The sequence below is a fragment of the Salipiger marinus genome, from assembly GCF_035481585.1.
GTDB classification, from domain to species: Bacteria; Pseudomonadota; Alphaproteobacteria; order Rhodobacterales; family Rhodobacteraceae; genus Salipiger; species Salipiger marinus.
Genome location: NZ_JAYKSL010000008.1, coordinates 42,401 through 68,058, shown reverse-complemented (window position 1 = coordinate 68,058; position 25,658 = coordinate 42,401). Strand labels below are relative to the sequence as shown.

Here is a 25,658-nt window from a genome sequence, read left to right as displayed (position 1 = left end):
AGGCGCGTGGCTACACCCGAAGGGGCGCCCGCCGCAAGAGCCTTGTCCCGTCCGCCGCCTCAGGCTGCCGAACGGCCCCGCCGGCGACGCGCGCCGCCGGACTTTTCGCCGGTGAAGGCCGCAGGCGCCTTGGCGCCACCGCGCCGGCCTGCCCCCTGCCCCTGACCACCCCGGCCATGGCCCTGACCGCCGCGCGGCCCGCGCGAGGGGCTGCTGGGGGCCACGGCCTTCGGCATCACGCCGCTGGCCACGGGGATGTCGATCTTCATCAGCTTCTGGATCTGGCGCAGCAGATCAACTTCTTCGGCGCAGCAGAAGGCGATCGCCTCGCCCTCGCGCCCGGCGCGCGCGGTGCGGCCGATGCGGTGGACATAGTTGTCGGGCACCTCGGGCAGGTCGAAATTGACCACATAGGCCACGCCCGGAATGTCGATGCCGCGCGCCGCCACATCGGTGGCCACCAGCACAGTGATCTCGCCATCGCGGAAGGCCTTGATGGCGCGGTCGCGCTGGCCCTGGCTCTTGTTGCCGTGGATGGAGGCGGCGTTGAACCCGTCGGCCTTGAGGCCCTTCATCAGCCGTTCCGCACCATGTTTGGTGCGGGCAAAGACCAGCGTCAGCGCGTCACGGTCGCGCGACAGGATTTCGCGCAGCTTGGTGGGCTTGTCGTTCTTGTCGACAAAATGCACCGACTGGGTGACCTTGTCGGCGGCCTTGCCCGGAGGGGCGACCTGCACCCGCTTCGGATCCTTGAGATAGGCGCGGCTCAGTTCTTCCATCTGCTTGGGCATGGTGGCCGAAAACAGCATGGTCTGGCGCGGCGTGCCAAGGCGCGGCGCGATCTTGCGCAGCGCATGGATGAAGCCGAGATCCAGCATCTGGTCGGCCTCGTCCAGCACCAGATGGGTGACGCTGCCCAGCAGCACCGCCTCGCGCTCCATCAGGTCGATGAGACGGCCCGGGGTGGCGACAAGGATGTCGGTGCCCTTCGACAGCACGCCGATCTGGCGGTTGATGGACTGGCCGCCCACCACGGTCGCGACGCGCAGATGGCCGCCCGTGGTCAGCACGCGCAGGCTGTCGGCGATCTGGTTCACCAGTTCGCGGGTGGGGGCAAGGATCAGCGCGCGGGCGGATTTCGGCGCGGGCTTGCCTTGGGCCGAAAGCAGATGATGGATCAGCGGCAGGCCGAAGGCAAAGGTCTTGCCAGTGCCGGTCTGGGCCAGACCCAGCACGTCATGGCCCGCAAGCGCCAGCGGGATCGCCTGGCTCTGGATGGGGGTGGGTTCGGTCAGGGCGGCGCGGTTCAGCGCCTCGATCAGGGAGGCCGCGAGGCCAAGAGACTGAAATTCGGACAAGAGTGTTCCTTTGAACCGGCAAGACCCTGCGGCCCGCACCGGCGGAGGTCATGGACACGGGGGCACGAAGCCAGCCGTGGCGCACGAGGTGTGGCAGGACCTCGGATCAGACGGGCGTTTCCCGCGTGACTGGCCTTGCCTGCGAACCCCTGCGTGAATGGGAACCGGAGATGTCTGGGCGCCGCTATGCCCCTCGGGGCATGGCTTGCTCACGCGGCAGCGCGGCGCACCCCGTTCAAGTGGGGCATGGGCGGCACAATGTCAAGGAGAATGGCGCCGCAGCGCGGCGGAGGTGGTGGCGCGGCAGAGCGAGCGGGACGCGGGGGCGGAGAGGATGCAGGGGGCGCTGCCCCCGTCCGCTGACGCGGCCCCCCCGGGATATTTGCGGCCGCTGGAAGCGCAGGGCGCAGCGGCAGGAGGGGGGACGGCGGCGCCCGGTGCGCCGCCGTCCCGCAGGATCAGAAGTGGATGGCGCGGCCGTAGGCGTCGAGCACCGATTCGTGCATCATCTCGCTGAGCGTGGGATGCGGGAAGACGGTGTTCATCAGATCCTCTTCGGTGGTTTCCAGCTGGCGGCCCACCACATAGCCTTGGATAAGCTCGGTGACTTCGGCGCCGATCATATGCGCGCCCAGCAGCTCGCCGGTCTTGGCGTCGAAGATGGTTTTCACCATGCCTTCGGATTCCCCCAGCGCGATGGCCTTGCCATTGCCAATGAAGGGGAAGCGCCCGACCTTGATCTGATAGCCCTGTTCCTTGGCCTTGGCTTCGGTCAGGCCCACGGAGGCGATCTGCGGATGGCAATAGGTGCAGCCCGCGATGCTGGACGGCTCCACCGCATGCGGATGGCCGCCCGCGATCAGTTCGGCCACCATCACGCCTTCATGGCTGGCCTTGTGCGCCAGCCACGGCGCGCCCGCGATGTCGCCGATGGCATAGATGCCCTCGACCCCGGTGCGGCAGTGGCGGTCGACCACCACATGGGTCTTTTCGACCTTCACGCCGATCTTTTCGAGGCCCAGACCTTCGGTATTGCCGACGATGCCCACGGCGGAGATCACCGTGTCGAACTCCTCGGTCGTGGTCTTGCCGTTCTGTTCGATATGGGCGGTGACCTTGCCCTGCCCGCGGTCGAGCTTCTTGACCATGGTCTTTTCGCGGATGGTCATGCCCTGCTTTTCGAACTGCTTCTTGGCGAATTTCGAGATTTCCTCGTCTTCCACCGGCAGGATGCGGTCCATCACCTCGACCACGGTCGTGTCGGTGCCGAGCGTGTTGTAGAAGCTGGCGAATTCGATGCCGATGGCGCCCGAGCCGATGACCAGCAGCTTTTTCGGCATGCGCTTGGGGGTCAGGGCGTGCTTGTAGGTCCAGACCAGATCGCCATCCGCCTCCAGCCCCGGCAGTTCGCGGGCACGGGCACCGGTGGCGATGACGATGGATTTCGCCGAAAGCTCCTCGGTGCCCTTGTCGGTCTTGACCGTGACCTTGCCCTTGGCCGGGATCGAGGCCTCGCCCATGAAGGCGGTGACCTTGTTCTTCTTCAGCAGATGCGTGACGCCGGAATTGAGCTGCTTGGCCACGCCGCGCGAGCGTTTGACCACGGCATCAAGATCATAGCCGATCTTTTCGGCGGTCAGGCCGTATTCCTTGGCCCGCGCCATGTAATGGTAGATTTCCGAGGAGCGCAGCATCGCCTTGGTGGGAATGCAGCCCCAGTTGAGGCAGATGCCGCCCATATGCTCGCGTTCCACGCAGGCCACCTTGAGGCCAAGCTGGGCGCCACGGATGGCGGCCACGTAGCCGCCGGGTCCGGCGCCGATCACGATCATGTCGAAGTCTTGCGAAGCCATGGCTCTCTCCCGCCGTGTCAAAGTGGTTTGACGTTAAACCATCCTCCGCGCGGCTTCAACGCGTTGCGGCAGGGCGCGGGGCGGCGGAGGGAAAAAGACCCGGCCGCGAAGGTGGCCGGGTCGGGAAGCGCGGGGCGGTCAGGCGGCTTCGGCCTGCAGGCGGCGCACCGTGGCGCCATAGCCGCCATCGCTGAGATAGCCGGATTCCGCCGCCGTGGAGGGGCGGGAGAGCGCGGCGTTGCGGGTGGGGAAGCGCCCGAACTTGCGGATCACCTCGCGATGCGCGCGGGCATGCAGCAGGTTGGAGGCGCCGGTCTGCGGCATCCGCTCCTTCATCAGGCGGATGCAGCGGTCCTGATCGCAAAGGTTTTCCGAATGCATCAGCGGCAGGTAGAAGAACTGCCGTGCGGGCTCGTCGATCCGCAGATCCCAGCCGCGATGGATCGCCTGCTTGGCCGCCGCCAGCGCGACCCCGTCGGAGGCAAAGGCGCGCGCGCTGTCGCGGAACATGTTGCGGGGGAACTGGTCCAGCAGCACGACATAGGCCAGCGCGCCGGTGGGATGGGTCAGCCACAGGCCGAAGCGGCCCTCCATCGCCGCCTCCCATGTGGTCAGAAACCGGTCACGGACCGTGGCGTCCAGCGCCTCCTCTGCCACATACCATTTCGCCTCTCCCACCTCGTCGAGCCAGAACGAGAGGATCTCCTCGGGCGATTTCACGTTGTCCACCTGTCCGGGTCCTTTTTTGCAATGCCTGATGGTCGTCATGGAAAGTTTACAGTTTTCCAAGCCAACATCAGAAGTCACGTTTTCTGTCAATTGCGACAGAACCTGCGACGGACCCCGGCCAAGGCGCTACTGGCCGGGCTGCGCGCGGGTATTTTCGGCTTCGGCGGCGGCTTCGGCGGCTTCGGCGGCGGATTCCGCCGCCTCGATCGCCACTTCCTGCGCCACTTCCAGCGCAACCGGCGAGCCGGTGGGCGCCACCGGCGTATAGCTGCTGGTTTCTTCCACCGAAGGGGCCGCGCGGCGGGTCATCCGCCAGCCCGCATAGGCGGTCAGCCCCAGCATCAGCACGGCGATCAGCACGAAATAGCCGCCCGGGCCCATCAGTTCCATCATGTAGCCGGTGATGATCGGGCCCGCGATGGCGCCGCAGCCGTTGATGAACAGCAGCCCCGCCGAGGCGGAGGCCATGTTTTCGGACTTCAGGAAGTCGTTAGTATGGGCAATGATCAGCGAATAGAGCGGGTTGGAGGCGCCACCGATCAGGAAGGCCGCCGCCAGCAGGACCGGGAAATTGCCGCCCGCCGTGACCGCGACCACCGCCGCGATCCCGCCCACCGCCGCCACCATGGCGACCAGCTGGCGGCGGTCCATGCGGTCCGACAGCCAGCCCAGCGGATATTGCGTGATGAGCGCGCCCACATAGAAGCTGGCGACAAAGATCGAGATCTCGCCCAGCCGCAGCCCGGCTTCGGAGCCATAGACCGCTGCCATGCCGAACTGCGCCGAGAACACGCCGCCCAGCAGGAACATGCCGGTGACGCCCAGCGGCGAGACGCGGTAAAGCTCGCGCAGGCTCATGGGTTTGGTGCTGTCAAAGGCCGGTGTCGGCGAGATCGACAGCAGAATCGGCGCGAAGGCGATGGACACCAGCACCGAGGGAATCACGAAGAGCAGAAAGCCCGAGGGGTCGGGGATCAGCAGGATCGCCTGCGCCGAGATGATGCCGACCATCTGCACGATCATGTAGGCCGACAGCGCCTGCCCCCGGTTCTCGTTGGTCGAGGCGTTGTTGAGCCAGCTTTCGGCGGTGACATAGACCCCGCAGAAACAGAAGCCGATGATCATGCGTTCGACCATCCAGACCGCCGGATGCGGAAAGGCGGGATAAAGGATCAGCACCGCCGAGATGAACGAGCCCAGCGCGGCGAAGACCCGCACATGGCCGACACGGCGGATCATCCCCGGCGTCATGCGCGAGGCGACAAGGAAGCCCGCGAAATAGCCCGACATGACCAGCGACATGGACAGGGCGGAAAAGCCCGCCTGCCCGCCCCGGACCCCCAGCAGAGAGCCCTGCAGACCGTTGCCTACCATGAGCAGCATGATGCCCAGAAGCAGGGCCCAGGAGTTTCTCAGAACCTCGCGCATGTCTGTCTCCGTTTGCAAGCGGGCCACAGGTTTCCCCGAATCCGGGGCTGTCCGCCCTCAGGCCTGCCTGTGCCCGCGCCCCGGCGCAACCCCGAACTGCCCGCAATAGCAGCATCGTGCAAAGCAGGCGCGGCAGCGGCGCGGGCAGGACGGAGCGCAGGGCGGGGAAAAGCCAGCGCGCGTCGCATCTTGGCCGTTTTGCCCTCCGGCGGCGCTGCGGATCCGCTGTGGTGCTGTCAGGGGATCAGCAGCGAGGCATCGCCATAGGAAAAGAAGCGATACCGTTCCGCCAGCGCATGGGCATAGACCCGGTCGATCCGCGCCTTGCCCATGAAGGCCGCCACCAGCATCATCAGCGTGGATTTGGGCAGGTGGAAATTGGTCATCAGCGCGTCGGCGGCGCGGAAGGTGAAGCCGGGATAGATGAAGATGTCAGTGATGTCCTGCCATGGCACGACCTGCCCGCTGTCGCGCGCCGCCGTCTCGATCAGGCGCAGCGCGGTGGTGCCCACCGGGATCACCCGCCCGCCCGCCGCCTTGGTCGCGGCGATCTCGGCGGCGGCCTGCGCCGTGACCTCGCCCCATTCGCCATGCATGCGGTGGGTGGTCACGTCCTCGACCTTGACCGGCAGGAAGGTGCCTGCCCCCACATGCAGCGTCACATGGGTGAAGCTCACGCCGCGCGCCTCCAGCGCCGCAAGCAGGGGCGCGTCGAAATGCAGGCTGGCGGTCGGCGCGGCCACGGCGCCGGAATGCCGGGCCCAGACGGTCTGGTAATCGGTCTTGTCCTGCTCGTCGGCGGGGCGTTTGGCGGCGATATAGGGCGGCAGCGGCATCGCCCCGGCCCGCGCCAGCGCCGCGTCGAAATCCTCGCCCGTCAGGTTGAAGCGGAACAGGCCCTGCCCGTCCTCGCGCCCCTCCAGCGTGGCGGACAGCTCGTCCGACAGCACCACCGTCTCGCCCTCGCGCAGCTTTTTCAGCGGCTTGACCAGTGCGGCCCAAAGCCCGCCGGGGCGCGGCTCCAGCAGGGTCAGTTCGATCTGCGCCGCCGTGTCGCCCTGCGCGCCATGGCGGTGCCGCAGCCCCGACAGCCGCGCGGGAATCACCCGCGTGTCGTTCAGCACCAGCCGGTCGCCGGGGCGCAGCCAGTCGGGCAGGTCGCGCACCACGGCATCGGTGAGGCGCGCGCCTTCCGCCACCAGCAGGCGCGCGGCGCTGCGCGGGCTGGCCGGGCGCGTGGCGATCAGATCCTCCGGCAGCGGAAAGTCGAAATCCGAAAGCAGCATCGCGGTCAGTTCCCTTGGTCTATGGTGGGGGGCGGGCGGCGGAAGATGTCACGGAACATGCCGGGGGTGAAGACCGAAAGCGGGTTCACGCTGACCTGCGGCTGGGTCATGGCGCCGCGCAGGTTGAAATTGAACCCGATCAGCCCCTCGCCCTTGCGGGCAAAGACCCGCCCGAGCCCGTTCAGGATATAGATCGGCGACAGCACCCCCTGCAGATCCATCATGCCGGTGCCCAGATTGGCGTACCCGTCCATCGAGATGCCCATGGACGGGCCCACGGCGCTTGCCCGGGTCAGGGTGATAAGGTCGGGGGTCATGCGGAACCGCGCCTCCACCTCGTTGAAGAAGATGCCCGGCCCGTTCAGCTGGTCGAGGATGCCGACGATGCTGAGCCCGTCCAGCAGCGCCACCGCCACGTTGTTCTTCTGCAGCCGCGCGCCTTCGATGCGCAGAAGCCCGTCATAGGTGCCCGCCTGCCCCGTCACCGGCACCAGCGTCATGTCGAAAAGACCGTCCTGCACGTTCTGGAAAATCCCCGCGCCTTTCAGCACGTCGCCCGCGTCGCGGCTGCGGATCCGAAACGCGCTGGCGCCGTTGCGCGGCACCACATCGCCGCTGATGGGCGCCCGCCCGCCGACACGCCCGGTAAAGCTGCCCGTCAGCCCGCCCGACGTGTCAAAGCTGCCCTGAAACCCCTCCACCGCGATGCTGTCCGTCACCTGCAGCCGATCCACCGCCACCTCGACCGGGCCGCCCGCCGCGCCGCCACCGCCGCCCCCGCCCGCGCCAAGCGGGGCGCGGCGCATGTCCAGCAGCGCGCCGCGCAGCGCCACGGCGGGCACGGCATTGCGGCCCCGCCCGGTCAGCACCGCACCGCCCTGCAGCCAGTCGCCCGCCTGCAGCACCGGCAGCGACAGCCGGTCAAAGCTGCCATCGGCGTTCAGCGAGACCGAGCCTTCGGCGCGCAGCCCCGCCGCCTGCAGCGCCAGCCGGTCCACCGTCACCGGCGCGCCCAGACGGCCCGCCACCTCCAGCGTGCCGGTGCCGCCTTCGGACAGCCGCCAGCCGATCTGCGGCAGCGCCACCCCCAGCCCCGCCAGATCGGAGCGCAGCGCAAAACTTGGCACCTCGCCCGGGGGCAGGTCGATGCCCACCCGGCCCACCCCCTGCCCCGAAAAGGTGCCCGCAGGCAGGCCGATCCCCAGCGCGCGGGCCACCGCATCGGACAGCACCACATCGCCTTCGACCCGGCCCGCCATCCCCGGCGCCAGCGGCTGCGTCCATGTGCCGGTGAAGGGCACGCCGGACAGATCGGCGCTGCCGGTGACCGCCACCTGCGTGTCATCCACCGCCACATCCAGCCGCTCGGCCTGCAGCACCCGGCCCGGCACGATCTGGTCGCTTTGCACATCGCGCAGCACGGCGGTGGCGCGGACCGTCACCGCCTCCCGCGGGACATGCGGTTCCAGCGGCAGCACCACCTGCCCGGTGATCTCGGCACTGCCCGATCCCAGCGTGACGGGCTTGTTGGCCTTGGTCATGATCTCCAGCGGCGGCTGGTCAAGATAGGACAGCGCCGCCACCAGCGGGCCGCGGGCCACCACATTGACCTCGCCGATATTGGGCCGCTCGCGCAGGTCGGGGATGACAAAGCTTGATCCCGACGCGTCGATCTCGCCGCCTTCGGGCGGGATCAGGCGGCCACTGTCCACCGTGGCGGACAGACGGTTCTGATAGAAACTCACCTGCCCTTCGGCCTCCATCAGCCGCGGCAGCGACGGCGAATAGCTGAGCTCCACGCCTTCGATGCGTATGTCCAGATAGGGCTCCAGCGTGCCGCCCGGCTCCAGCCGCAGCGACACCAGCGCGTCGCGCAGCCGCCCGGCATGGATGTTCTCGGCCACCCATCTGCGCGTGGGCGGCAGGGCGCTGGCAGGCCAGACCGCAAGGATCTGCTCGGGCGTGGCGCTGTCGAGCCGGGCATCCACCGCCAGCCGCCAGCCGCCCTGCTCTGCCGCCAGCACGCCGCTGGCGCGCAGCGGCAGCGCGGCGTCAGCGATGCGCAGACGGCCAAGCTCAAAGCGGAAGGGCGCAAAGCTCAGCCGCCAGTCCAGTTCCGCCCCCGCCAGTTTCAGCGGCGTGGCAAAGACCCCCGCCGGATCAGCCTCCAGCCGGGAGATGCGGAACTGCCCCACCATTTCCTGCGGCATGCCGCGGCGGATGTCGCCCAGCACCGCGCGGCCATCGGTGACCAGCGTGCCGAACCGGCTGGTGACCGAGATTTCGTCGAACTGCAGCGTGGCAGTGGCCGGATCATAGGAGAAATAGCTGCGCGCGCCCTCGAACCGGATCGGGCGGGTTTCGGGGCGCGGCTGCAGCACGCCCTTGCCGATCTGCAGCGTGGCGCTGAGCGCCCCCAGCGCGCCGTCCGCCGCCATCTCGCCGCGCAGCGCGCCAGAGATCGGCGCGCGCAGCCCGTTCAGCCATGCCAGCGCCGGGCTCTGGCTGGCGATGTCCTGCGCCGCGAGCCCCTCAAGGTTCATGCCGAACCGCGCGCTGGTCTGCCCGATCAGGCTGTCGGCATTCAGCGCCAGCGTCGCCGCCACATCGCCCTGCCCCAGCAGCGCCACATCCCCCGACAGCCTCAGCGACCCTGCGTCGCGGGTCAGTTGCAGCCGCCCGCCATCCGCTGTCCAGCCGCGCCCGGCCCGCGCATCCTCATAGCGGATGGTCAGCGCCTCGGCGGCCACCAAGGACAGCCCCGCCAGCCGCGGATCGGCGGCAAGCTGATCCAGCTGCGCGATGATGGTGGGCAGGTCGGGCGCGGGCGTGTCGGCGGCGAAGACATCGCCCAGCGCCAGCCCGATGCGGCCTTCCTCGTCGCGGCGCATGGTCAGCATGGCGCCGGTCAGCCGCACCTCGCGCAGCTCATACTGGCCCAGCAGCAGCCGCGTCGGCGCCAGCCCCACCTCCAGATCGGACAGCACCGCGATCTGCGCGCCGGTCGGGCTGCGCACCGCCACATCGCTCAGCGCGATGCGGGTCAGCCCCTCGCCCTGCAGCTGCAGGCGCAGATCGCCGAAATCGACCTGAAAGCCGGGCAGCGCCACGGCCAGCCGCGACTCGATCTGGTCGCGCAGCCAGACGGGCGCCGACATCGTGCGCCCCATCGCATACCACAGCATCCCCGTGGCCAGCGCCACCAGCAGCACGACCCCCAGCAGGCAGCCTTTCATCAGACGCCAGTGCCAGCGGCGGCGCGGGGCAAGTTTTACAGGAGAAGGGTGGTCCGTCACTGGAAATGCCGTCTTTCGCGGTTACACTTGCTCCCATCCGTTCTAGCCCATAGGCCGGAACTTGCGACCCAAGTGTTGGAGCTTCCCATGTCCGAGATCACGTCCGAATTGGCCCCCGATTTCACCCTGCCAGCCACGGGGGGCGAGACGGTCACGCTGTCCGCGCTGCGCCCTGCGCCGGTGGTGCTGTTTTTCTATCCGCGCGACGACACCTCGGGCTGCACCGTGGAAAATCAGGATTTCACCCGCCTGCTGCCCGAGTTTGATGCCGCCGGTATCCGGGTGTTTGGCATCTCTGCCGACAGTCTGGAAAGCCACGAAAAATTCATGCGCAAGAAGGCGCTGACCGTGCCGCTGCTGTCCGACGAAGGCGCCACGGCCTGCGCCGCCTATGGCGTGTGGAAAGAGAAAAGCATGTATGGCAAGACCTTCATGGGGATCGAACGCTCCACCTTCCTGATCGACGGCGAGGGGCGCATCGCGCAGGCATGGCGCAAGGTGAAGGTGCCCGGCCATGCCGAGGCGGTGCTGGAGGCGGCAAAAGCCCTATGACCAGCCTTGCAGAGATGGCGGTGGACGTTCTGACCACCGCCGATGGCCGCGAAAAGACCGCCAAGTCGCGCGCCCATGCCGCCGCGTGGTTCGCCGCGCGCGCGGCGGGCACGCCGCTGCCGGTGGGACAGGCCACGCCGCCACTGCGCCCGGCCCGCCCCGAGGCGCCCGCCCTGCTGGACCCGCGCGAGGTGCCCAAGCGCAAGCCCGGCAGCCCGCAGGGCCGCATCGCCCTGCTGCATGCGGTGGCGCATATCGAACTCAACGCCGTGGATCTGCACTGGGACATCCTTGCGCGCTTTACCGATGTGCCGTTTCCGCCCGGATTCTATGACGACTGGGTGAAAGCCGCCGACGAGGAAAGCAAACATTTCAACCTGATGTGCGACTGTCTTGAGGCGGAGGGCAGTTTTTACGGCGCCCTGCCCGCCCATGCCGGGATGTGGCGCGCCGCCGAAGACACCGCCGAAGACCTGATGGGCCGCCTTGCCGTGGTGCCCATGGTGCTGGAGGCGCGCGGGCTCGACGTGACGCCGGGCATGATCGAACATTTCCGCAAGGCGGGCAATAGCGGCGCCGTTGCCGCGCTGGAAACCATCTATGCCGAAGAGGTGGGCCATGTCGCCTATGGCTCCAAATGGTTCCATTTTCTCTGCGGCAGGCACGATCTGGATCCGCGCGACGTGTTCCACAAACTGGTGCGCACCTATTTCCACGGCAACCTGAAGCCGCCCTTCAATGATGAAAAGCGCGCCGAGGCCGGACTGCCCCTGGATTTCTACTGGCCGCTGGTCGAGTCGGCGGACGCCTGAGCAGATATCATGTTTCTGTCATAAACGCGTGATTTCGGCGGATTCTCGCCGCCTAGGCGCGGATCTGCCGTCACTTCCGCGCCACAGGTCCAAAATTCTTGCGTAATGCCCTCTGTCTGGTACTGCCCTTTTCCCAAGGTGCCGGAGTTTTTGGGGAACCGAGCACCGAAGGTAGGGACGGAACAAGGGACAGACAGGTGCGAACGCGGCTCGCGATACGACTCCATGCATTCATGGAGCGCTTCTTTCCGGAACGTCGGCTCTTTCTTAGGTCGGACTCCGACACTCGTTTCATCCGCCTGAGGCCGGGCACACAGGCTCTGGCCTTTGCGGGAGGAGGCCTTCTTGTCTCCTGGACCATCATCGCCACCGCGATCCTGCTGATGGACAGCATCAGCGCCGGGAATTTCCGCGAACAGGCGCGGCGCGATCAGGTGACCTACCAGCAGCGTCTCAATGAAATCTCCCGCGAACGCGACCGCCGCGCCGCGGAAGCGCTGGCGGCGCAGGAGCGGTTCAACACCGCGCTGACGCAGGTGTCGGAAATGCAGTCGCAGCTTCTGGACAGCGAAACCCGCCGCCGCGAGCTGGAAACCGGGATCGACGTGATCCAGACCACGCTGCGCACCGCGATGAAACAGCGCGAGGATGCCGCAGGCCGCGTCGCAGCGCTTGAGGCGGAAACGCAGGACGGCACCGCCACCGCCGCCGAAGCCGACGGCACCATGGACCTTCTGTCCGAGGCGCTGGCCCGCACCGCGCAGGAGCGCGATCAGGTGGTGGCCGACGCGCAGGACGCGCTGGTGCGCGCCGACCAGATGGCCACCGACCTCAAGCTGATGGAAGAAAAGAACGACCTGATCTTCCGCCAGCTCGAAGAGGCGATGACCGTCTCGGTCAAGCCGCTGGACAAGATGTTCACCTCCGCAGGCATGGATCCCGACCGCATCATTTCCGAAGTGCGCAAGGGCTATACCGGTCAGGGCGGCCCGCTGACCCCGCTGACCTTCTCGACCCGGGGCGAGGAACCTTCCGCCGATACCGAACGCGCCAACCGCATTCTGGGGCAGATGGACCGGCTCAACCTCTATCGCATCGCCGCTGAAAAGGCGCCCTTCGCCGTGCCGCTGAAAGATGCGTTCCGCTTCACCTCGGGCTTTGGCCGCCGCTGGGGCCGCATGCACGAAGGCACCGATTTTGCCGCTCCGCACGGCACCTCGATCTATTCCACCGCCGATGGCGTGGTCACTTTCGCGGGCTGGATGTCCGGATATGGCCGTCTGGTGAAGATCCAGCACGAGTTCGGCATCGAGACGCGCTATGCCCATATGTCCAAAATCACCGTGAAGGTGGGGGAAAGGGTCTCGCGCGGGCAGCAGGTTGGTGCTATGGGGAATACAGGACGCTCGACGGGCACCCATCTCCATTACGAGGTTCGTGTCGGCGGTGAAGCTGTCAATCCCATGATCTACATCAAGGCTGCAAACGATGTTTTCTAAGAGCAAGATCAACGAGCCCGGACCCAAGACCGAGGACAGCTCGGTCAAGACCGCGACGCCGGATCTGCCGCCGCGCTCCGGGTCCGATTTCAAGCCGTCCGCACCCAAGCCGAAGCCGGCAGCCTCGGTCCTGTCCAGCGATCTGCACATCACCGGCAACCTCAAGACCACCGGCGACATTCAGGTCGAAGGCACGGTAGAGGGCGACATCCGCGCCCATCTGCTGACCGTGGGCGAAACCGCCACCATCAAGGGCGAGGTCATCGCCGATGACGTGGTGGTCAATGGCCGCATCGTGGGCCGGGTGCGCGGGCTGAAGGTCCGCCTGACCGCCACCGCGCGCGTCGAAGGCGACATCATCCACAAGACCATCGCGATCGAATCCGGCGCCCACTTCGAAGGCTCCGTGCAGCGCGCCGACGATCCGCTGTCCAGCAAGGGCAAAGGTGGTGCAGCACCCGCAGGCGCGCCTGCCGCAGCCCCGTCGGATCCCGCCGCCTGAGGGCAGCCCACCACAGACCAGCCATCAGACGCCGGGCCCTGCCCGGCGTTTTTATGTGACGAGCCCGGATGCGGCGCGCGGCCCCCCTCCCCTGCCGGCAGACATGACCCGCGGCTGCGGGCCGTTCAGGCCTGCAGTTCGGCATCCCAGTACAGGAAATCCATCCAGCTTTCGTGCAGATGGTTGGGCGGGAACTTCCGGCCCACATTCATCAGCTCGGAGGCGCCGGGCTGGCGCGGCGGCTTGCGCAGGCTCATACCCACCTGCCGCAGCGATTTCGACCCCTTGCGCAGGTTGCAGGGCGAACAGGCCGCCACCACGTTCTCCCAGCTGGTGATGCCGCCACTGGCGCGGGGCACCACATGGTCAAAGGTCAGATCGCCCTTGCTGCCGCAATACTGGCAGCGGAATTCATCCCTCAGAAAAAGATTAAAGCGCGTGAAGGCCACGCGCTTTCTGGGTTTGACGTAATCTTTCAGCACCACGACGCTGGGAATTTTCAGCGTCATCGAGGGGCTTCGCACCTCCTCGTCATATTCGGCGATGATGTCGACCCTGTCGAGGAAGGCCGCTTTCACCGCCTCCTGCCAAGGCCATAAGGACAGAGGATAGTAGGACAGCGGCCGATAATCCGCGTTCAGCACCAGCGCCGGGTGGTTCCGCAGCGCCGCCGGTTCCCTCACGAAATGTGTTCTGAAATCGCCGTCCATGGGTGACTCGTCCCCCGCCCTGTCTGCTTGCCGTCAAGCACCAGAGCGGGACCACCCGCCCCAGCATCCCAGCCACTATATATCGCGGGAGACTTCTGGCAAGCCTCGCTATATGCGGTGACTGCCCTGTGGATAGGTCATGCCCATGACAGCGGCATGACAAGACAGGGCCAATGCCGGGGGCGTGAGGCTCAGAATCCGCACTTGTCGCGCAGGAAGGCCAGCGCCACGCCCAGCCCGTCGGGCGCGATGCCATGGGCGGTGCCCTGCATCACATGGGCATAGACCTCTTTCCAGCCCGCCTCCTGCAGCGCCTCCACGGCGGCGGGCAGCGACTGCACCGGCACCACGTCATCCTCGTCGCCATGCAGCAGCAGCACCGGCGGGCGGCTCTGCACCTCGTCCGCCAGCGACTCAGGGTCGAGCAGGCGCCCGGAAAAGCCCACCACGCCCGCCAGCTCGTCCTCGCGGCGCGGCGCCACATGCAGCGCCATCATCGTGCCCTGCGAAAACCCGACCAGCGCCACCTGTTCGGGCATCAGATCCTGATCCACCATCAGCGCATCCAGAAACGCGTCCAGATCCCGCACCGCGCGGGCCATGCCCTGCATCGATTCCTCCTCCGAGGATCCGTCGATCCACGGAATCGGAAACCACTGGAACCCGAACGGCGCCCCGGCACAGGCCTCGGGCGCGTCGGGGGCGACAAACAGCGTGTCGGGCAGATGCTCCGCCAGCGGATCGGCCAGCCCCAGCAGATCGGCGCCATTGGCGCCATAGCCATGCAGGAACACCACGCAGGACCGGGTCTCCCCGGACAGGGCCTCTTTGCGGCCAGCCTTCAGAACACGGGTCATGCTATCCCTTCCCTCTGCTTTTGCACATGGTAGTAGGCCCAGAGCGCGCGCGCCGCAACTGCCCGCCACGGGCTCCACGCCTCGGCCATGGTGCGCAGGCCGCGCTCCCTTGGCCGCTCCTCCAGATCAAAAAGCAGCCGCGCGCCTTCCTGCAGGGCCAGATCGCCGGGCGCAAAAACATCGGCATGGCCCAGCGAGAACATCGCATAGATCTCGGCGGTCCAGACCCCGATGCCCTTCACCGCCGTCAGATCCGCCACCACCTGCTCGGTGGGCGCCTCGCGCAGCGCGTCAAAATCAATGCCTGCCGCCGCCAGCGCCTGTGCATAGCCCGCCTTCTGCCGCGACAGGCCCAGCCCGCGCAGCGCCTCCGGATCCGCCGCAAGGATCGCCGCAGGCGTCACCATGCCCGCCCCCTCCAGCCGCGCCCAGATCGCCCGGGCCGAGGCCACGCTGACCTGCTGGCTGACGATGGCCGACAGAAGCTGCGCAAACCCGTCCTCCCGGCGCCGCAGCGGCAGCGGCCCGGTCAGATCCAGCGCATGGGCAAAACGCGGCTCGGCCGCCGCCAGCCACGCCGCCCCCTCCGCCACGCAGGCCTCGCTGGTGATGATGCGGCCCGCCATGTCCGCTCCTTCTTCTTGGTCAAAATATCCCGGGGGTCCGGGGGCAGCGCCCCCGGCCTGCGGCACCTTCGCACAGCCATGGCTCTTGCTCCAGCCGCGGCTTGCGCCTACCGATATGCGCATGAGCAGCCAAGCCCCCTCCCGCGCCACCCGCAACGTCACCGTGCTTGTTCTGGCGCAGGCGCTGCTGGGCGCGCAGATGCCGATGATCTTCACCATCGGCGGGCTGGCGGGGCAGTCGCTGGCCACCAATCCCTGCTTCGCCACCCTGCCGATCTCGCTGATCGTGCTGGGCTCCATGCTGTCGGCGACGCCGGTCTCGGCCTTCATGCAGCGCTTCGGACGGCGCGCGGGCTTCCTGCTCGGCACGCTCGGCGGCACGCTGGGCGGCGTGGTCGGTGCGGTGGGGCTTTACCTGCATTCCTTCCCGATCTTCCTCGCGGGCAGCCTGCTCACCGGGCTCTACATGTCGGCACAGGGCTTTTACCGCTTCGCCGCCGCCGACACCGCCCCCGAGGCCTTCCGCCCCAAGGCCATTTCCTATGTCATGGCGGGCGGGCTCGCCTCGGCCATCATCGGCCCGCAGCTGGTGAAACTGACGGCGGGGGCCTATGTGGTGCCGTTTCTGGGCACCTATGGCGCGGTCATCGCCATCAACCTCGTGGGCTCGCTGCTCTTCCTGTTCCTCGACATTCCGCGCCCGCCCAAGCCCGATGCCGATGCCCCGCGCGGGCGCAGCGCGCTGGAACTGCTGGCCACGCCCCGCATCGCCGTGGCGGTGATCTGCGGCATGGTCAGCTACGCGCTGATGAACCTCGTGATGACCTCGACCCCTCTGGCGGTGGTGGGCTGCGGCTACGAGACCTCGGATGCCGCCAATGTGGTCACGGCGCATGTGCTGGCGATGTTCGCGCCCTCTTTCGTCACCGGCCATCTGATCGCGCGCTTCGGCGTCGAACGCATCATGGCGATCGGCCTGATGATTCTCGCCGCTGCGGGCGGGGTCGCGCTGACCGGCGTCGCGCTCGAGAATTTCTTCGTGGCCCTCGTGCTTCTGGGGATCGGCTGGAATTTCGGCTTCATCGGCGCCACGTCCATGCTGGCGGGGGCGCATACGGCGGCGGAGCGAGGGCGGATGCAGGGGCTCAACGACCTTCTGGTCTTCGGCGGCGTCACCTTCGCCTCGCTCGCCTCGGGCGGGCTGATGAACTGCTCGGGCGGCACGGCACAGGCGGGCTGGACCGCCGTCAACCTCGCCATGGCGCCGTTTCTGGTGCTGGCGGGCGCCGCGCTGATCTGGCTGGTGCTGCGCCCGCGCGACAGCGCCCCCCAGAGCTGAGCCCGCTAAAGCAGCAGCCCCCGGCGCAGCAGCGACAGGCGGCGCAGCACCTCCGGCCCGCCCAGCCGACCCTCGGGCACCGCCGCCGGATCGCGCAGCGCCCGGCGCAGGATCCCCGGCGCGCGCCAGCAGGCCAGCTCGGCAATGCGCAGCGGCCGGTCCGCCTGCCCCGACACGCCCTCCAGATGTCCGCGCAGCAGCGCCGCAAACTCCGCCTCGGTCATCGCGGGCAGCGGGTTGACCCCGCGCGCCAGAAATTCCGGCACCGCCAGCAGGTAATTGGCCAGGGCCGAGCGTGTCCCCGCCGCGCGGGCCCGCGCCTCGTGCGCCGATCCCAGCGCCCGTGCCGCCCCCCACAGCAGCGCGCCGCCGGTCTCGGCCAGATAGGCGCGCAGGGTCGCCACATCCGCCATCGGCTCGCGGGCGGCATCGCGCCGCCGCGCCTCGACCACCGGCATCAGCAGCCGCGCGCCTTCGGCATCCAGCAGCCGCGACAGCGGCGTGGCCACCTCGTGCCGCCGCACCCCCCCGCCCGAGGCGATCTCCGCCAGCACATCGGCCCACCACTGCACCCGCATCTCCGCGATCAGCGGCTCCTGCGTGGCCCAGGGCGCCCGCGCCACTTCAAGGTTGAAGGCATATAGCACAAAAAGCCCGGGCCGCTGCGGCGCAGGCGCCGCCATGACGGCGGCGAACCGGTCAGGATCGCCCCGCTCCACCAGACCGGCGCAGGCGGTCACATCCGCATCGAACCCCAAAGCCCCGCTCATGCCGCAGGCCCCGCCCCGCAGTCGCGGATCAGCTTCCAGCGCACCGCATCCAGCAGCGCCTCGAACGAGGCGTCGACGATGTTCGCGCTGACCCCCACGGTCTGCCAGCGCCGCCCCATGCCATCCTGACTGTCGATGATGACCCGGGTCACCGCCTCGGTGCCGCCTTGGGTGATGCGCACCTTGAAATCCACCAGCCGCATGTCGTCGATCACCGACTGGTAGCGGCCCAGATCCTTGGCCAGCGCTTTTGACAGCGCATTGACCGGCCCCTGATCGCAGCCCGCCGCATCTAGGCTTTCCGACACCGACAGCGTCTGCTCGCCATCGATGCGCACCACCACCACCGCCTCTGACAGCGTCACCCGGCGTCCCTGAGCGTCGCGCCGCCGCTCGATGGTGACGCGGTAGCGCTCCACCTCGAAAAACTCCTGCAGGCAGCCCAGCTCCTCGCGGGCCAGCAGCTCGAAACTGGCCTGCGCGGTGTCATAGGTATAGCCCTCCGCCTCGCGCGCCTTGATCCGCTCAAGGATGCGCCCCAGCGCGGGGGCGTCGCGCGGCACCTCCAGCCCCATCTCCGCCAGACGGCGGCGCAGGTTCGACTGCCCGGCCTGATTGGACATCGGGATCACCCGGCGGTTGCCCACCCGCGCCGGATCCACATGCTCATAGGTCGCAGGGTTCTTGAGGATGGCCGAGGCATGCAGCCCCGCCTTATGGGCAAAGGCCGAACTGCCGACATAAGGCGCCTGCCGCAGCGGCACCCGGTTCAGGATCTCGTCCAGCATCCGGCTGACCCGGGTCAGCCCCTCCAGCGCCGCCTCGGTCACGCCGATGTCGAACCGCCCGGCAAAGGGCGGCTTCAGCAGAAGCGTCGGGATGAGCGAGGTCAGGTTGGCATTGCCGCAACGCTCGCCCAGCCCGTTGAGCGCGCCCTGCACCTGTCGCACGCCCGCCTCCACCGCCGCAAGACTGCCCGCCACCGCCTGTTCGGTGTCGTTATGGGTGTGGATGCCCAGCCGGTCGCCCGGCAGGCCGCGCGCGATCAGATCCGCCACCACCGCGCCGATCTGCCCGGGCATGGTGCCGCCATTGGTGTCACACAGCACCACCCAGCGCGCCCCTGCCGCCAGCGCCGCCTCCAGACAGGCCACGGCATACTCCGCATCCCCGGCATAGCCGTCAAAAAAATGCTCGGCATCAAACAGCGCCTCGCGCCCCTGCGCCACCACATGCGCGACCGAGGCGCGGATCGCCTCAAGGTTTTCCTCGCCAGTGATCCCCAGCGCCTCGGTCACCTGAAACAGATGCGTCTTGCCCACCAGACAGACCGCAGGCGTGCGCGCATCCAGCACGGCGGCCAGCACATCGTCATTTTCGGCGGACCGCCCGGCGCGCTTGGTCATGCCAAAGGCGGTAAGCGTGGCGCGGGTCGCGCCCACCTCCTCGAAAAACGCGCTGTCGGTGGGGTTGGCGCCGGGCCAGCCGCCTTCGATGTAATCGACCCCCAGCGCGTCCAGCGCCTGCGCGATGCGCAGCTTCTCGGCGGTGGAGAAAGCCACGCCCTGCGTCTGCTGCCCGTCGCGCAGCGTGGTGTCGTAAAGATAAAGCCGCTCGCCGCCCATCACGCTCTCCCGGTTTCCATTGGCCACAAATATCCTCGGGGGGGCTCGGCAAGGCCGAGCGGGGGGCAGACAGCCCCCCTCCCCGCGTCCCGTCCCGCACAGAAGCCAGAGGTCATTCCAGCCCCTCCAGCGCGGAGGCATCGAACCCCGCCCCCGGCACAAGCTCCACACCCGCCTTGGACATGCGCACCTCGACCCCCGCCGCCACCAGCGCCGCCTTGAGCCGGTCCACTTCGGAAAAATCCTTGGTCTCCATGGCCGTGGCGCGGATTTCGGCCAGCCGCGCCGCAAGGCCGGACAGATCGAAACCTTGCATCGACCAGTCGTGAGTTCCCGGGAGCAGCAACCCGAGCAAATTTGCAGTTGCGACAAAATCTTCGATTGAAGGGGCGAAACGCGCCTTCGTGGGATCTGTCTGGTTCATCTCGATGGCCCTTGCCAAGCTGTCCAGCCTATCGAGAACGAGAGAGGTGTTCAGATCATCTGCCAGCGGCGCAAGGACATCGTGAAGCGCAGCACCGGGATTTACTCCCTTTGCTAAACGGCGCCACCGACGTAGCTTTTTTTCAGCAACCTCTGCCTTCTCCGCCGTCCAGTCCATCGGCTTGCGGTAATGGGTGGAAAGCATGACGAAGCGGATCACCTCGCCGGGGATGCCCTGATCCAGCAGGTCGCGCACGGTGAAGAAATTGCCCAGGGATTTGGACATCTTCCGGCCCTCGACCTGCAGCATCTCGTTATGCAGCCAGACCTTGGCAAAGCTGCCTTCGGGATGGGCGCAGCAGCTTTGCGCGATCTCGTTTTCGTGATGCGGGAACATCAGGTCATTGCCGCCGCCATGGATGTCGAAAGACGCGCCCAGCAGATCCTGCGCCATGGCCGAGCATTCGATATGCCAGCCCGGACGGCCCCGGCCCCATGGGCTGTCCCAGCCCGGAAGCCCGGCGGCAGAGGGTTTCCACAGCACAAAATCCATCGGGTTGCGCTTGTAGGGCGCCACCTCGACCCGCGCGCCCGCGATCATGTCCTCCAGCGACCGGCCCGACAGCGCGCCATAGTCCGCATAGCTTTCCACCGCGAACAGCACATGGCCTTCGGCCTCGTAGGCATGGCCCTTGGCGATCAGATCCGCGATCATCACCACCATCTGCGCGATATAGCGCGTGGCGCGCGGCATGTGGTCGGGCTCGGCCACGCCGACCGCCGCCATGTCGTCGAGATACCAGCCGATGGTCTCTTCGGTGATCTCGGCGATGTCGCGCCCGGTCTCGGCGGCGCGGGCGTTGATCTTGTCATCCACATCGGTGAAATTGCGCACATAGGTGACATGCTCGGCGCCATAGACATGGCGCAGCAGCCGCGACAGCACGTCAAAGACGATGGCCGGGCGGGCATTGCCCAGATGGGCGCGGTCATAGACGGTGGGTCCGCAGACATAGACCCGCACATTGGCGGGATCGAGCGGGGTGAACCGCTCCTTCGTCCGGCTGCGGCTGTTGGTCAGAAAGATGTCCATGGCGCGCTCCTTCGCACGGGGTCGCGGCGGGAGTAGCAACTTCGCTTCTGGATGGGAATAGAAGACCGGCCCGCCGAAAGATCAGCAGGGAATGCAGCAGATCGGGAGGATCAGGTGCTGGGTCATGGCCCGACCCTAGCCTGCGCCGCGCGCCACGTAAAGCCCGCGCCCCGGCCCCGCGCGCGGCAGGGGAAACGGGGTCCCGCAGGGCCCCGCTTGCCTGCTGTGGCCCGGGCCTTACTGGCCCGCGCGTTCCGCCTCCAGCCGCCGATAGGCCGCGACATTGCTGTTATGGTCGTCAAGATTGGTGGCGAAGTTATGCCCGTCCGCCGGATCCAGCGTCTTGGCGACGAAGTAGATGAACTCGCTCTCCGCCGGGTTCAGCGCCGCCTCGATGCTGGCGCGGCCCGGATTGGCGATGGGCGTCGGCGGCAGACCCGCGATGACATAGGTGTTGTAGGGCGTCTCTGCCCGCAGTTCGGACTGCCGGATGCCGCGCCCCAGCACGCCCTGCCCATTGGTGATGCCATAGATCACCGTGGGGTCGGTCTGCAGCCGCATCCCGCGCTCCAGCCGGTTGACGAAGACGCTGGCCACCAGCGGGCGCTCTTCGGCGCCGCCGGTTTCCTTCTCGACGATGGAGGCCATGGTCAGCGCGTCCTGCGGCGTCTCATAGGGCAGGCCCTCGGCGCGGTTCTCCCACGCCTGCGTCAGAATCGCCTGCTGCGCCTCCTGCATCCGCACCAGCAGATCGGCGCGGCTGTCGCCGGGCGTGATCTCGTAGCTGTCGGGGGCCAGCGCGCCTTCGGCGGGCAGTTCGGCCACCTCGCCCTCCAGCACGTCGATCTGGCCCAGTTCCTGCACCACCTGCCAGCTGGTCACGCCTTCGGCCAGCGCCACGCGGAACCGCGTGCCCAAGCCGGTCTTGAAGCTTTCGTATTCCGCCGGGGCCTCGCCCGCGCCGGGATCGAATTCCAGCACCTCGGCATAACGCCCGGTGGCGGGGTCAAGCTCGCGCACCTGCACCTCGGCGGCGGTGACGCCGATGCGGTAGACCACCTCGGTCCCGCAGGTCGAGGCGCCGCCGCGCGTCACGATGCCCAGAATCTCGGACATCGAGGCGCGTTCGGGCACCAGATAGGATCCGGCCTTCAGATCGCCGGTCTTTTTCTCGTAATCCGCGCCCAGCCGGAACAGCACGTCGGACGAGATCGCCCCCTGCCCGGCCAGATCTTCCGACACGCGGGACATGTTGGACCCGCGCGCCACCTGCAGGCAGATGGGCTGCGCCAGCGGCCCTTCGGAGCTGTATTCCTCCTGCGCCCAGAGCAGCACACCGCCCGCCAGAAACACCAGCACGACAAGGAAGGTCAGCGCATTGGAGGCGATGTGGCGCCACATCTCAGCGCACCTTTCCGAAGATCACGCTGGCATTGGTCCCGCCGAAGCCAAAGCTGTTGGAGAGCGCAAGGTCGATCTTGCGCGGACGTTTGGCATTGGGGGCAAGGTCGATGGGCGTTTCCACCGCCGGATTGTCCAGATTGATGGTCGGCGGCGCCACCTGATCGCGAATCGCAAGGATCGAGAAGATCGCCTCGATCGCGCCCGCCGCCCCCAGCAGATGGCCGGTGGCGGATTTGGTCGAGGACATGGTGACGTTCTGCGCGTGATCGCCCATCAGCCGCTCCACCGCCGCAAGCTCGATCACATCCGCCATGGTCGAGGTGCCATGGGCGTTGATGTAATCGATGTCCTGCGGCTGCAGGTTGGCCGAGCGCAGCGCCGCGCGCATCGACCGCTCCGCGCCCTCGCCGGTCTCGGCGGGGGCGGTGATGTGATAGGCGTCGCCCGACATGCCATAGCCCAGCACCTCGGCATAGATCTTGGCGCCGCGCGCCTTGGCGTGTTCGTATTCTTCCAGCACGACGATGCCCGCGCCCTCGCCCATCACGAAGCCGTCGCGGTCGGCATCATAGGGGCGGCTGGCCTTTTCCGGCTCATGCGCGCGCTTGGTGGACAGGGCCTTGCAGGCGTTGAACCCGGCAATGCCGATCCGGCAGATCGCCGCCTCGGCGCCCCCGGCCACCATCACGTCGGCATCGCCGAAGCTGATCAGCCGCGCCGCATCACCGATGGCATGGGCCCCGGTGGAACAGGCGGTGACCACGGAATGGTTCGGCCCGCGGAAGCCGTAGCGGATCGACACCTGACCGGAGATCAGGTTGATCAGCGCCCCCGGCACGAAGAACGGCGAGACGCGGCGCGGGCCCTTCTCTTCCATCATGACGGCGGTGTTTGCGATGGAATTGAGCCCGCCGATACCCGATCCGATCAGCACGCCGGTGCGTTCCTGATCCTCGGGGGCGGTGGGTTTCCAGCCGCTGTCCTCCACCGCCTGCTGGGCGGCGGCCATGCCGAACAGGATGAAGGTGTCGACCTTGCGCTGCTCCTTGGGCTCCATGTAGCGGTCCGGATCGAACTCGCCGGGGCCGGAGCCGCGTTTGACCTCACAGGCATAGGTCGTGGTCAGACCCTCGGTGTCGAACTGCTGGATCGGCCCGGCTCCCGACTGCCCCGCCAGCAGCCGTTCCCAGCTTTCTTCGACCCCGTCCGCCAGCGGCGTGACCAGCCCCAGCCCTGTGACCACAACGCGACGCATCGTTAAGCCCTTCCCTCAAGTTTCTCACGTTGATCCCGCTCTTACCCCGTGCGCGGCGCGCGGGGCAAGTCCATGCGCAGGGTCAGGATCAGTCCTGACCTAGTCTTGATCGTCCTCACGCCCAGTCCGGGCCAAGATCCGCCCGTGTCCTGTCGATCCAGTGCTCCCGCAGCCAGCCGCAGGGCTTCGAATGCCGGATCAGGCTGCCGTTCCAGCCCTCCAGCGCCTCGGTCATCTTGGGATGACCGTGAAAACACACCACGCGGGCCTCGGCGGGCAGGCGCGGCGGGTGGATCCAGTTGCGCGGAAACGGGTTGCAGTCATATTTGAACGACACCACCCACGGATCCGGCAGATAGGTGAACACGCCCCGGTCCATCGCCTTGTGGCTGGTATAGCGCTGTTCGGATCCGCGCGCGCGTTCCACCTCGGCATAGGGCGCGCGGGCCAGATCCTCGTAAAGAAAGCCGTGCTGCGCCGGATCGAAGCGGAAGACCGAGCCATGGCCGGTGGGGCGGCCCTTGCGCTTTTCCACCCAGTCATGGCGCATGGCCACCGTGCCCGGCGCCAGATCGTGGAGCGGCCCCAGCGGCCCGGTGATGACCACATCCAGATCGAAGCCGAGCACGGGCCCCTCCAGATCGGGCACCAGACCGGGGCGGAACAGCGACACCTTGCGCATGGCGCCCTGCCGGTTGGCCACCGCCAGCGCCGCCGCCATCGGCCCGGCAAAGGGCTCCACCGGCAGCGGCAGCACCTCGATCTCGGGATGCAGCCCGGCGCCGTGTTCGGTCATGCAGAAAAAGCGCACCGGGCGGTCCATGTTGCGCCGCACCCCGGAATAGAGCCGGTTGACATATTCCGGCCCGAAGGCCGTGCCCCATTTGATGCAGAAGATATTGGCCTGCATGTCCGTCCCCGCTGCCCCGTCGCTCCGCGCCCGGGCTTAGCCCAAAGCCGCAGCCCCCGCCACCCGCTTCGGCAAAGCCCCGCCGATGGCCGCGCGCGCCTGCCCTGCGGCATTGACCCGCGCCCGCCCCGCGCCAGTCTTTTTCCTCATCCTTCCGGCAGACTGCCCTTCCCATGCCGCCCCAGCAGAAAGACACGCCCATGTCCGATCCGCACTCCTCCCGCGAAACCCCGCCGCCGCTCTCCCCGCAGGCTCTGGCCGAGGCCGCCTATTTCCTCTGGCTCGCCGAAGGCCGCCCCGAGGGCCGCGCCGCAGAACACTGGGCCGAAGCCGAAGCGGCCCTCGCCGCCAAGCCCCGCCGCCGCAAGTCCGCCGCGGCCAAGGCCCCTAAGGCACCAAAGGCGGCAAAACCCGCCAAGACCGCTGCGGCAAAGCCCGAAAAACCCGCCAAGGCCGCGCCCGCCGAAAAATCCGCCAAGGCGAAAGCCCCGCGCAAACCCCGCGCCAGCCCCGAAAGCTGACCGCCGCTTCTTCTGACCAAAAATATCCCGGGGGAGTCTGCGCCCCGCGCAGACGGGGGCAGAGCCCCCCGGCCCGGCCATCAAGTGGCGTTTTCTCCCCGTGACTATGCGGCAGGCTCGCGTTGCGAGAACATCATGCGGGATCCCCTGCAACGCCGGTGGCAGCGCGGTGCGCGGAAAAGTCTGTCGCATTGTCGGCCACCAAGCCGATGTCGGCCCGCGGGTCACGCTTCGGCGTGACGCGCCCGACGCGGGCCGCTAGGGGCTCCTTCGCGTGGCAGCGGCAACCAGACCTAGGGTGCAGCGCGTGGCGCTGCCGGGGGCGAACCTGCGGTCCGGCGCACGATGTCGTCATGGGCTGCGGCAAACCAGGCGCCAAGCCTGGAGGGATCTCCGCTTACGCAAAGCTCACCGCTTGCACGGGCTTCCTCTTGGACCTGCGCATAGGCCGGGTCGGAGCTGTAGATCTGGTTCAGCCTCTGCGCCACCAAGGCGGTCACCTTGATGGTAATGTCCCCCACCTCATGCGGCGCCACACCCACGCAAAAGCCCGGCACCCCGTTCCTGATGTCAAACCGGAGTCCCTGAAAAAGTCCCGGGGAGAGTTCGGACCCGTCGATGTAGTGCTCGACAAAGGACAGGTTCAGATCGTCAGGCAGCGCCGCTGACCGCGCGGCAGCCTGCAGGACCTCTCCGACCATGGTCAGCCAGTCGTGGCTGCCCGCAGTGTGGTTGATCTTGGATGTCATGGCGGATTTCCTTTGCTCGACCTCCGGGGAAAGGGCCCTGCCCCTCGCCCCGGAGGCGCGT

At 67.7% G+C, this 25,658-nt stretch carries 22 protein-coding genes; 6 read left to right on the top strand and 16 right to left on the bottom strand.

Annotated elements, in window-relative coordinates; all coding sequences use genetic code 11:
* Positions 1–59: 59 nt before the first annotated feature.
* The 6 genes from VK682_RS12365 to VK682_RS12340 form a co-directional block, all read right to left on the bottom strand.
* Positions 60–1,358, bottom strand: coding sequence for a DEAD/DEAH box helicase (locus tag VK682_RS12365; RefSeq protein ID WP_089849942.1), 1,299 nt, complete (start codon positions 1,356–1,358; stop codon positions 60–62).
* Positions 1,359–1,816: 458 nt separating this feature from the next.
* Positions 1,817–3,211, bottom strand: coding sequence for a dihydrolipoyl dehydrogenase (gene lpdA / locus VK682_RS12360; protein WP_324782018.1), 1,395 nt, complete (start codon positions 3,209–3,211; stop codon positions 1,817–1,819).
* A gap of 138 nt (positions 3,212–3,349) precedes the next feature.
* A complete protein-coding gene (locus tag VK682_RS12355; protein WP_089850003.1) occupies positions 3,350–3,931 on the bottom strand; it encodes a DUF924 family protein in 582 nt (193 codons plus the stop codon).
* Positions 3,932–4,066: 135 nt separating this feature from the next.
* A complete protein-coding gene (locus tag VK682_RS12350) occupies positions 4,067–5,368 on the bottom strand; it encodes an MFS transporter (protein WP_089849937.1) in 1,302 nt (433 codons plus the stop codon).
* 236 nt (positions 5,369–5,604) lie between these two features.
* Positions 5,605–6,654, bottom strand: coding sequence for a tRNA preQ1(34) S-adenosylmethionine ribosyltransferase-isomerase QueA (queA, locus tag VK682_RS12345; protein ID WP_230796857.1), 1,050 nt, complete (start codon positions 6,652–6,654; stop codon positions 5,605–5,607).
* Positions 6,655–6,659: 5 nt separating this feature from the next.
* Positions 6,660–9,890 carry a YhdP family protein gene (locus VK682_RS12340; protein ID WP_324782017.1) on the bottom strand — a complete coding sequence of 1,077 codons (3,231 nt, stop codon included), beginning with the start codon at positions 9,888–9,890 and terminating at the stop codon, positions 6,660–6,662.
* Positions 9,891–10,037: 147 nt separating this feature from the next.
* On the opposite strand from VK682_RS12340, the gene VK682_RS12335 reads away from it, so the two are divergent.
* The 4 genes from VK682_RS12335 (at position 10,038) to VK682_RS12320 (ending at position 13,315) form a co-directional block, all read left to right on the top strand.
* Positions 10,038–10,502: a peroxiredoxin gene (locus VK682_RS12335; protein WP_089849931.1), complete on the top strand. Its 465-nt coding sequence runs from the start codon at positions 10,038–10,040 to the stop codon at positions 10,500–10,502.
* The gene (locus VK682_RS12330) at positions 10,499–11,314 is read left to right on the top strand and encodes a ferritin-like domain-containing protein (RefSeq protein ID WP_324782016.1); all 816 of its coding nucleotides are present in this window, start codon (positions 10,499–10,501) and stop codon (positions 11,312–11,314) included. Before VK682_RS12335 ends, VK682_RS12330 begins: the two co-directional genes overlap by 4 nt.
* Positions 11,315–11,511: 197 nt before the next feature.
* On the top strand, positions 11,512–12,813 hold the full coding sequence (locus tag VK682_RS12325; RefSeq protein ID WP_324782015.1) for a M23 family metallopeptidase: 1,302 nt from the start codon (positions 11,512–11,514) through the stop codon (positions 12,811–12,813).
* Positions 12,803–13,315, top strand: a complete 513-nt coding sequence (locus VK682_RS12320; RefSeq protein WP_089849925.1) for a bactofilin family protein — start codon at positions 12,803–12,805, stop codon at positions 13,313–13,315. The genes VK682_RS12325 and VK682_RS12320 overlap by 11 nt, the downstream gene beginning before the upstream one ends.
* Positions 13,316–13,440: 125 nt before the next feature.
* Here VK682_RS12320 and VK682_RS12315 read toward each other — a convergent pair whose 3' ends face one another.
* The 3 genes from VK682_RS12315 to VK682_RS12305 all read right to left on the bottom strand — a co-directional run bounded on the left by VK682_RS12315 (position 13,441) and on the right by VK682_RS12305 (position 15,508).
* Positions 13,441–14,025: an HNH endonuclease gene (locus VK682_RS12315; protein ID WP_089849924.1), complete on the bottom strand. Its 585-nt coding sequence runs from the start codon at positions 14,023–14,025 to the stop codon at positions 13,441–13,443.
* 191 nt (positions 14,026–14,216) lie between these two features.
* Positions 14,217–14,882: an alpha/beta hydrolase gene (locus tag VK682_RS12310; RefSeq protein ID WP_089849922.1), complete on the bottom strand. Its 666-nt coding sequence runs from the start codon at positions 14,880–14,882 to the stop codon at positions 14,217–14,219.
* On the bottom strand, positions 14,879–15,508 hold the full coding sequence (locus tag VK682_RS12305) for a DNA-3-methyladenine glycosylase family protein (RefSeq protein WP_324782014.1): 630 nt from the start codon (positions 15,506–15,508) through the stop codon (positions 14,879–14,881). Before VK682_RS12305 ends, VK682_RS12310 begins: the two co-directional genes overlap by 4 nt.
* Before the next feature lie 115 nt (positions 15,509–15,623).
* Here VK682_RS12305 and VK682_RS12300 point away from each other — a divergent pair, with 115 nt between their 5' ends.
* Positions 15,624–16,847, top strand: a complete 1,224-nt coding sequence (locus VK682_RS12300; RefSeq protein WP_380715192.1) for an MFS transporter — start codon at positions 15,624–15,626, stop codon at positions 16,845–16,847.
* 5 nt (positions 16,848–16,852) lie between these two features.
* Here VK682_RS12300 and VK682_RS12295 read toward each other — a convergent pair whose 3' ends face one another.
* From VK682_RS12295 to VK682_RS12270, 6 genes are all read right to left on the bottom strand, one after another.
* Positions 16,853–17,617, bottom strand: a complete 765-nt coding sequence (locus VK682_RS12295; RefSeq protein WP_230796864.1) for a squalene/phytoene synthase family protein — start codon at positions 17,615–17,617, stop codon at positions 16,853–16,855.
* Complete coding sequence (cimA, locus tag VK682_RS12290; protein WP_230796907.1) at positions 17,614–19,242, bottom strand: citramalate synthase; 1,629 nt, start codon at positions 19,240–19,242, stop codon at positions 17,614–17,616. The genes VK682_RS12295 and cimA overlap by 4 nt, the downstream gene beginning before the upstream one ends.
* A gap of 112 nt (positions 19,243–19,354) precedes the next feature.
* Positions 19,355–20,758, bottom strand: a complete 1,404-nt coding sequence (cysS, locus tag VK682_RS12285) for a cysteine--tRNA ligase (protein ID WP_230796865.1) — start codon at positions 20,756–20,758, stop codon at positions 19,355–19,357.
* 237 nt (positions 20,759–20,995) lie between these two features.
* A complete protein-coding gene (gene mltG / locus VK682_RS12280) occupies positions 20,996–22,159 on the bottom strand; it encodes an endolytic transglycosylase MltG (protein WP_089849912.1) in 1,164 nt (387 codons plus the stop codon).
* 1 nt (position 22,160) lies between these two features.
* The gene (gene fabF / locus VK682_RS12275) at positions 22,161–23,417 is read right to left on the bottom strand and encodes a beta-ketoacyl-ACP synthase II (RefSeq protein WP_089849910.1); all 1,257 of its coding nucleotides are present in this window, start codon (positions 23,415–23,417) and stop codon (positions 22,161–22,163) included.
* Positions 23,418–23,532: 115 nt separating this feature from the next.
* On the bottom strand, positions 23,533–24,327 hold the full coding sequence (locus tag VK682_RS12270) for a glycosyl transferase (RefSeq protein ID WP_089849908.1): 795 nt from the start codon (positions 24,325–24,327) through the stop codon (positions 23,533–23,535).
* Positions 24,328–24,527: 200 nt separating this feature from the next.
* Here VK682_RS12270 and VK682_RS12265 point away from each other — a divergent pair, with 200 nt between their 5' ends.
* Complete coding sequence (locus tag VK682_RS12265; protein WP_230796866.1) at positions 24,528–24,848, top strand: DUF2934 domain-containing protein; 321 nt, start codon at positions 24,528–24,530, stop codon at positions 24,846–24,848.
* Positions 24,849–25,141: 293 nt separating this feature from the next.
* Here VK682_RS12265 and VK682_RS12260 read toward each other — a convergent pair whose 3' ends face one another.
* Positions 25,142–25,597 (bottom strand): hypothetical protein, encoded by a 456-nt coding sequence (locus VK682_RS12260; RefSeq protein WP_230796867.1) that lies wholly within the window; start codon positions 25,595–25,597, stop codon positions 25,142–25,144.
* Between the last annotated feature and the right edge of the window lie 61 nt (positions 25,598–25,658).

What these genes read in the sequence shown, in the direction of transcription:
- VK682_RS12265 (WP_230796866.1), top strand. Translation starts at nt 24,528, where the DNA reads ATGTCCGATCCGCACTCCTCCCGCGAAACCCCGCCGCCGCTCTCCCCG.
- VK682_RS12305 (WP_324782014.1), bottom strand. Translation starts at nt 15,508, where the DNA reads ATGGCGGGCCGCATCATCACCAGCGAGGCCTGCGTGGCGGAGGGGGCG.
- mltG (WP_089849912.1), bottom strand. Translation starts at nt 22,159, where the DNA reads ATGTGGCGCCACATCGCCTCCAATGCGCTGACCTTCCTTGTCGTGCTG.
- VK682_RS12320 (WP_089849925.1), top strand. Translation starts at nt 12,803, where the DNA reads ATGTTTTCTAAGAGCAAGATCAACGAGCCCGGACCCAAGACCGAGGAC.
- cysS (WP_230796865.1), bottom strand. Translation starts at nt 20,758, where the DNA reads ATGGACATCTTTCTGACCAACAGCCGCAGCCGGACGAAGGAGCGGTTC.
- VK682_RS12330 (WP_324782016.1), top strand. Translation starts at nt 10,499, where the DNA reads ATGACCAGCCTTGCAGAGATGGCGGTGGACGTTCTGACCACCGCCGAT.
- cimA (WP_230796907.1), bottom strand. Translation starts at nt 19,242, where the DNA reads ATGGGCGGCGAGCGGCTTTATCTTTACGACACCACGCTGCGCGACGGG.
- VK682_RS12340 (WP_324782017.1), bottom strand. Translation starts at nt 9,890, where the DNA reads ATGAAAGGCTGCCTGCTGGGGGTCGTGCTGCTGGTGGCGCTGGCCACG.
- lpdA (WP_324782018.1), bottom strand. Translation starts at nt 3,211, where the DNA reads ATGGCTTCGCAAGACTTCGACATGATCGTGATCGGCGCCGGACCCGGC.
- VK682_RS12260 (WP_230796867.1), bottom strand. Translation starts at nt 25,597, where the DNA reads ATGACATCCAAGATCAACCACACTGCGGGCAGCCACGACTGGCTGACC.
- queA (WP_230796857.1), bottom strand. Translation starts at nt 6,654, where the DNA reads ATGCTGCTTTCGGATTTCGACTTTCCGCTGCCGGAGGATCTGATCGCC.
- VK682_RS12300 (WP_380715192.1), top strand. Translation starts at nt 15,624, where the DNA reads ATGCGCATGAGCAGCCAAGCCCCCTCCCGCGCCACCCGCAACGTCACC.
- VK682_RS12350 (WP_089849937.1), bottom strand. Translation starts at nt 5,368, where the DNA reads ATGCGCGAGGTTCTGAGAAACTCCTGGGCCCTGCTTCTGGGCATCATG.
- fabF (WP_089849910.1), bottom strand. Translation starts at nt 23,417, where the DNA reads ATGCGTCGCGTTGTGGTCACAGGGCTGGGGCTGGTCACGCCGCTGGCG.
- VK682_RS12335 (WP_089849931.1), top strand. Translation starts at nt 10,038, where the DNA reads ATGTCCGAGATCACGTCCGAATTGGCCCCCGATTTCACCCTGCCAGCC.
- VK682_RS12310 (WP_089849922.1), bottom strand. Translation starts at nt 14,882, where the DNA reads ATGACCCGTGTTCTGAAGGCTGGCCGCAAAGAGGCCCTGTCCGGGGAG.
- VK682_RS12295 (WP_230796864.1), bottom strand. Translation starts at nt 17,617, where the DNA reads ATGAGCGGGGCTTTGGGGTTCGATGCGGATGTGACCGCCTGCGCCGGT.
- VK682_RS12270 (WP_089849908.1), bottom strand. Translation starts at nt 24,327, where the DNA reads ATGCAGGCCAATATCTTCTGCATCAAATGGGGCACGGCCTTCGGGCCG.
- VK682_RS12315 (WP_089849924.1), bottom strand. Translation starts at nt 14,025, where the DNA reads ATGGACGGCGATTTCAGAACACATTTCGTGAGGGAACCGGCGGCGCTG.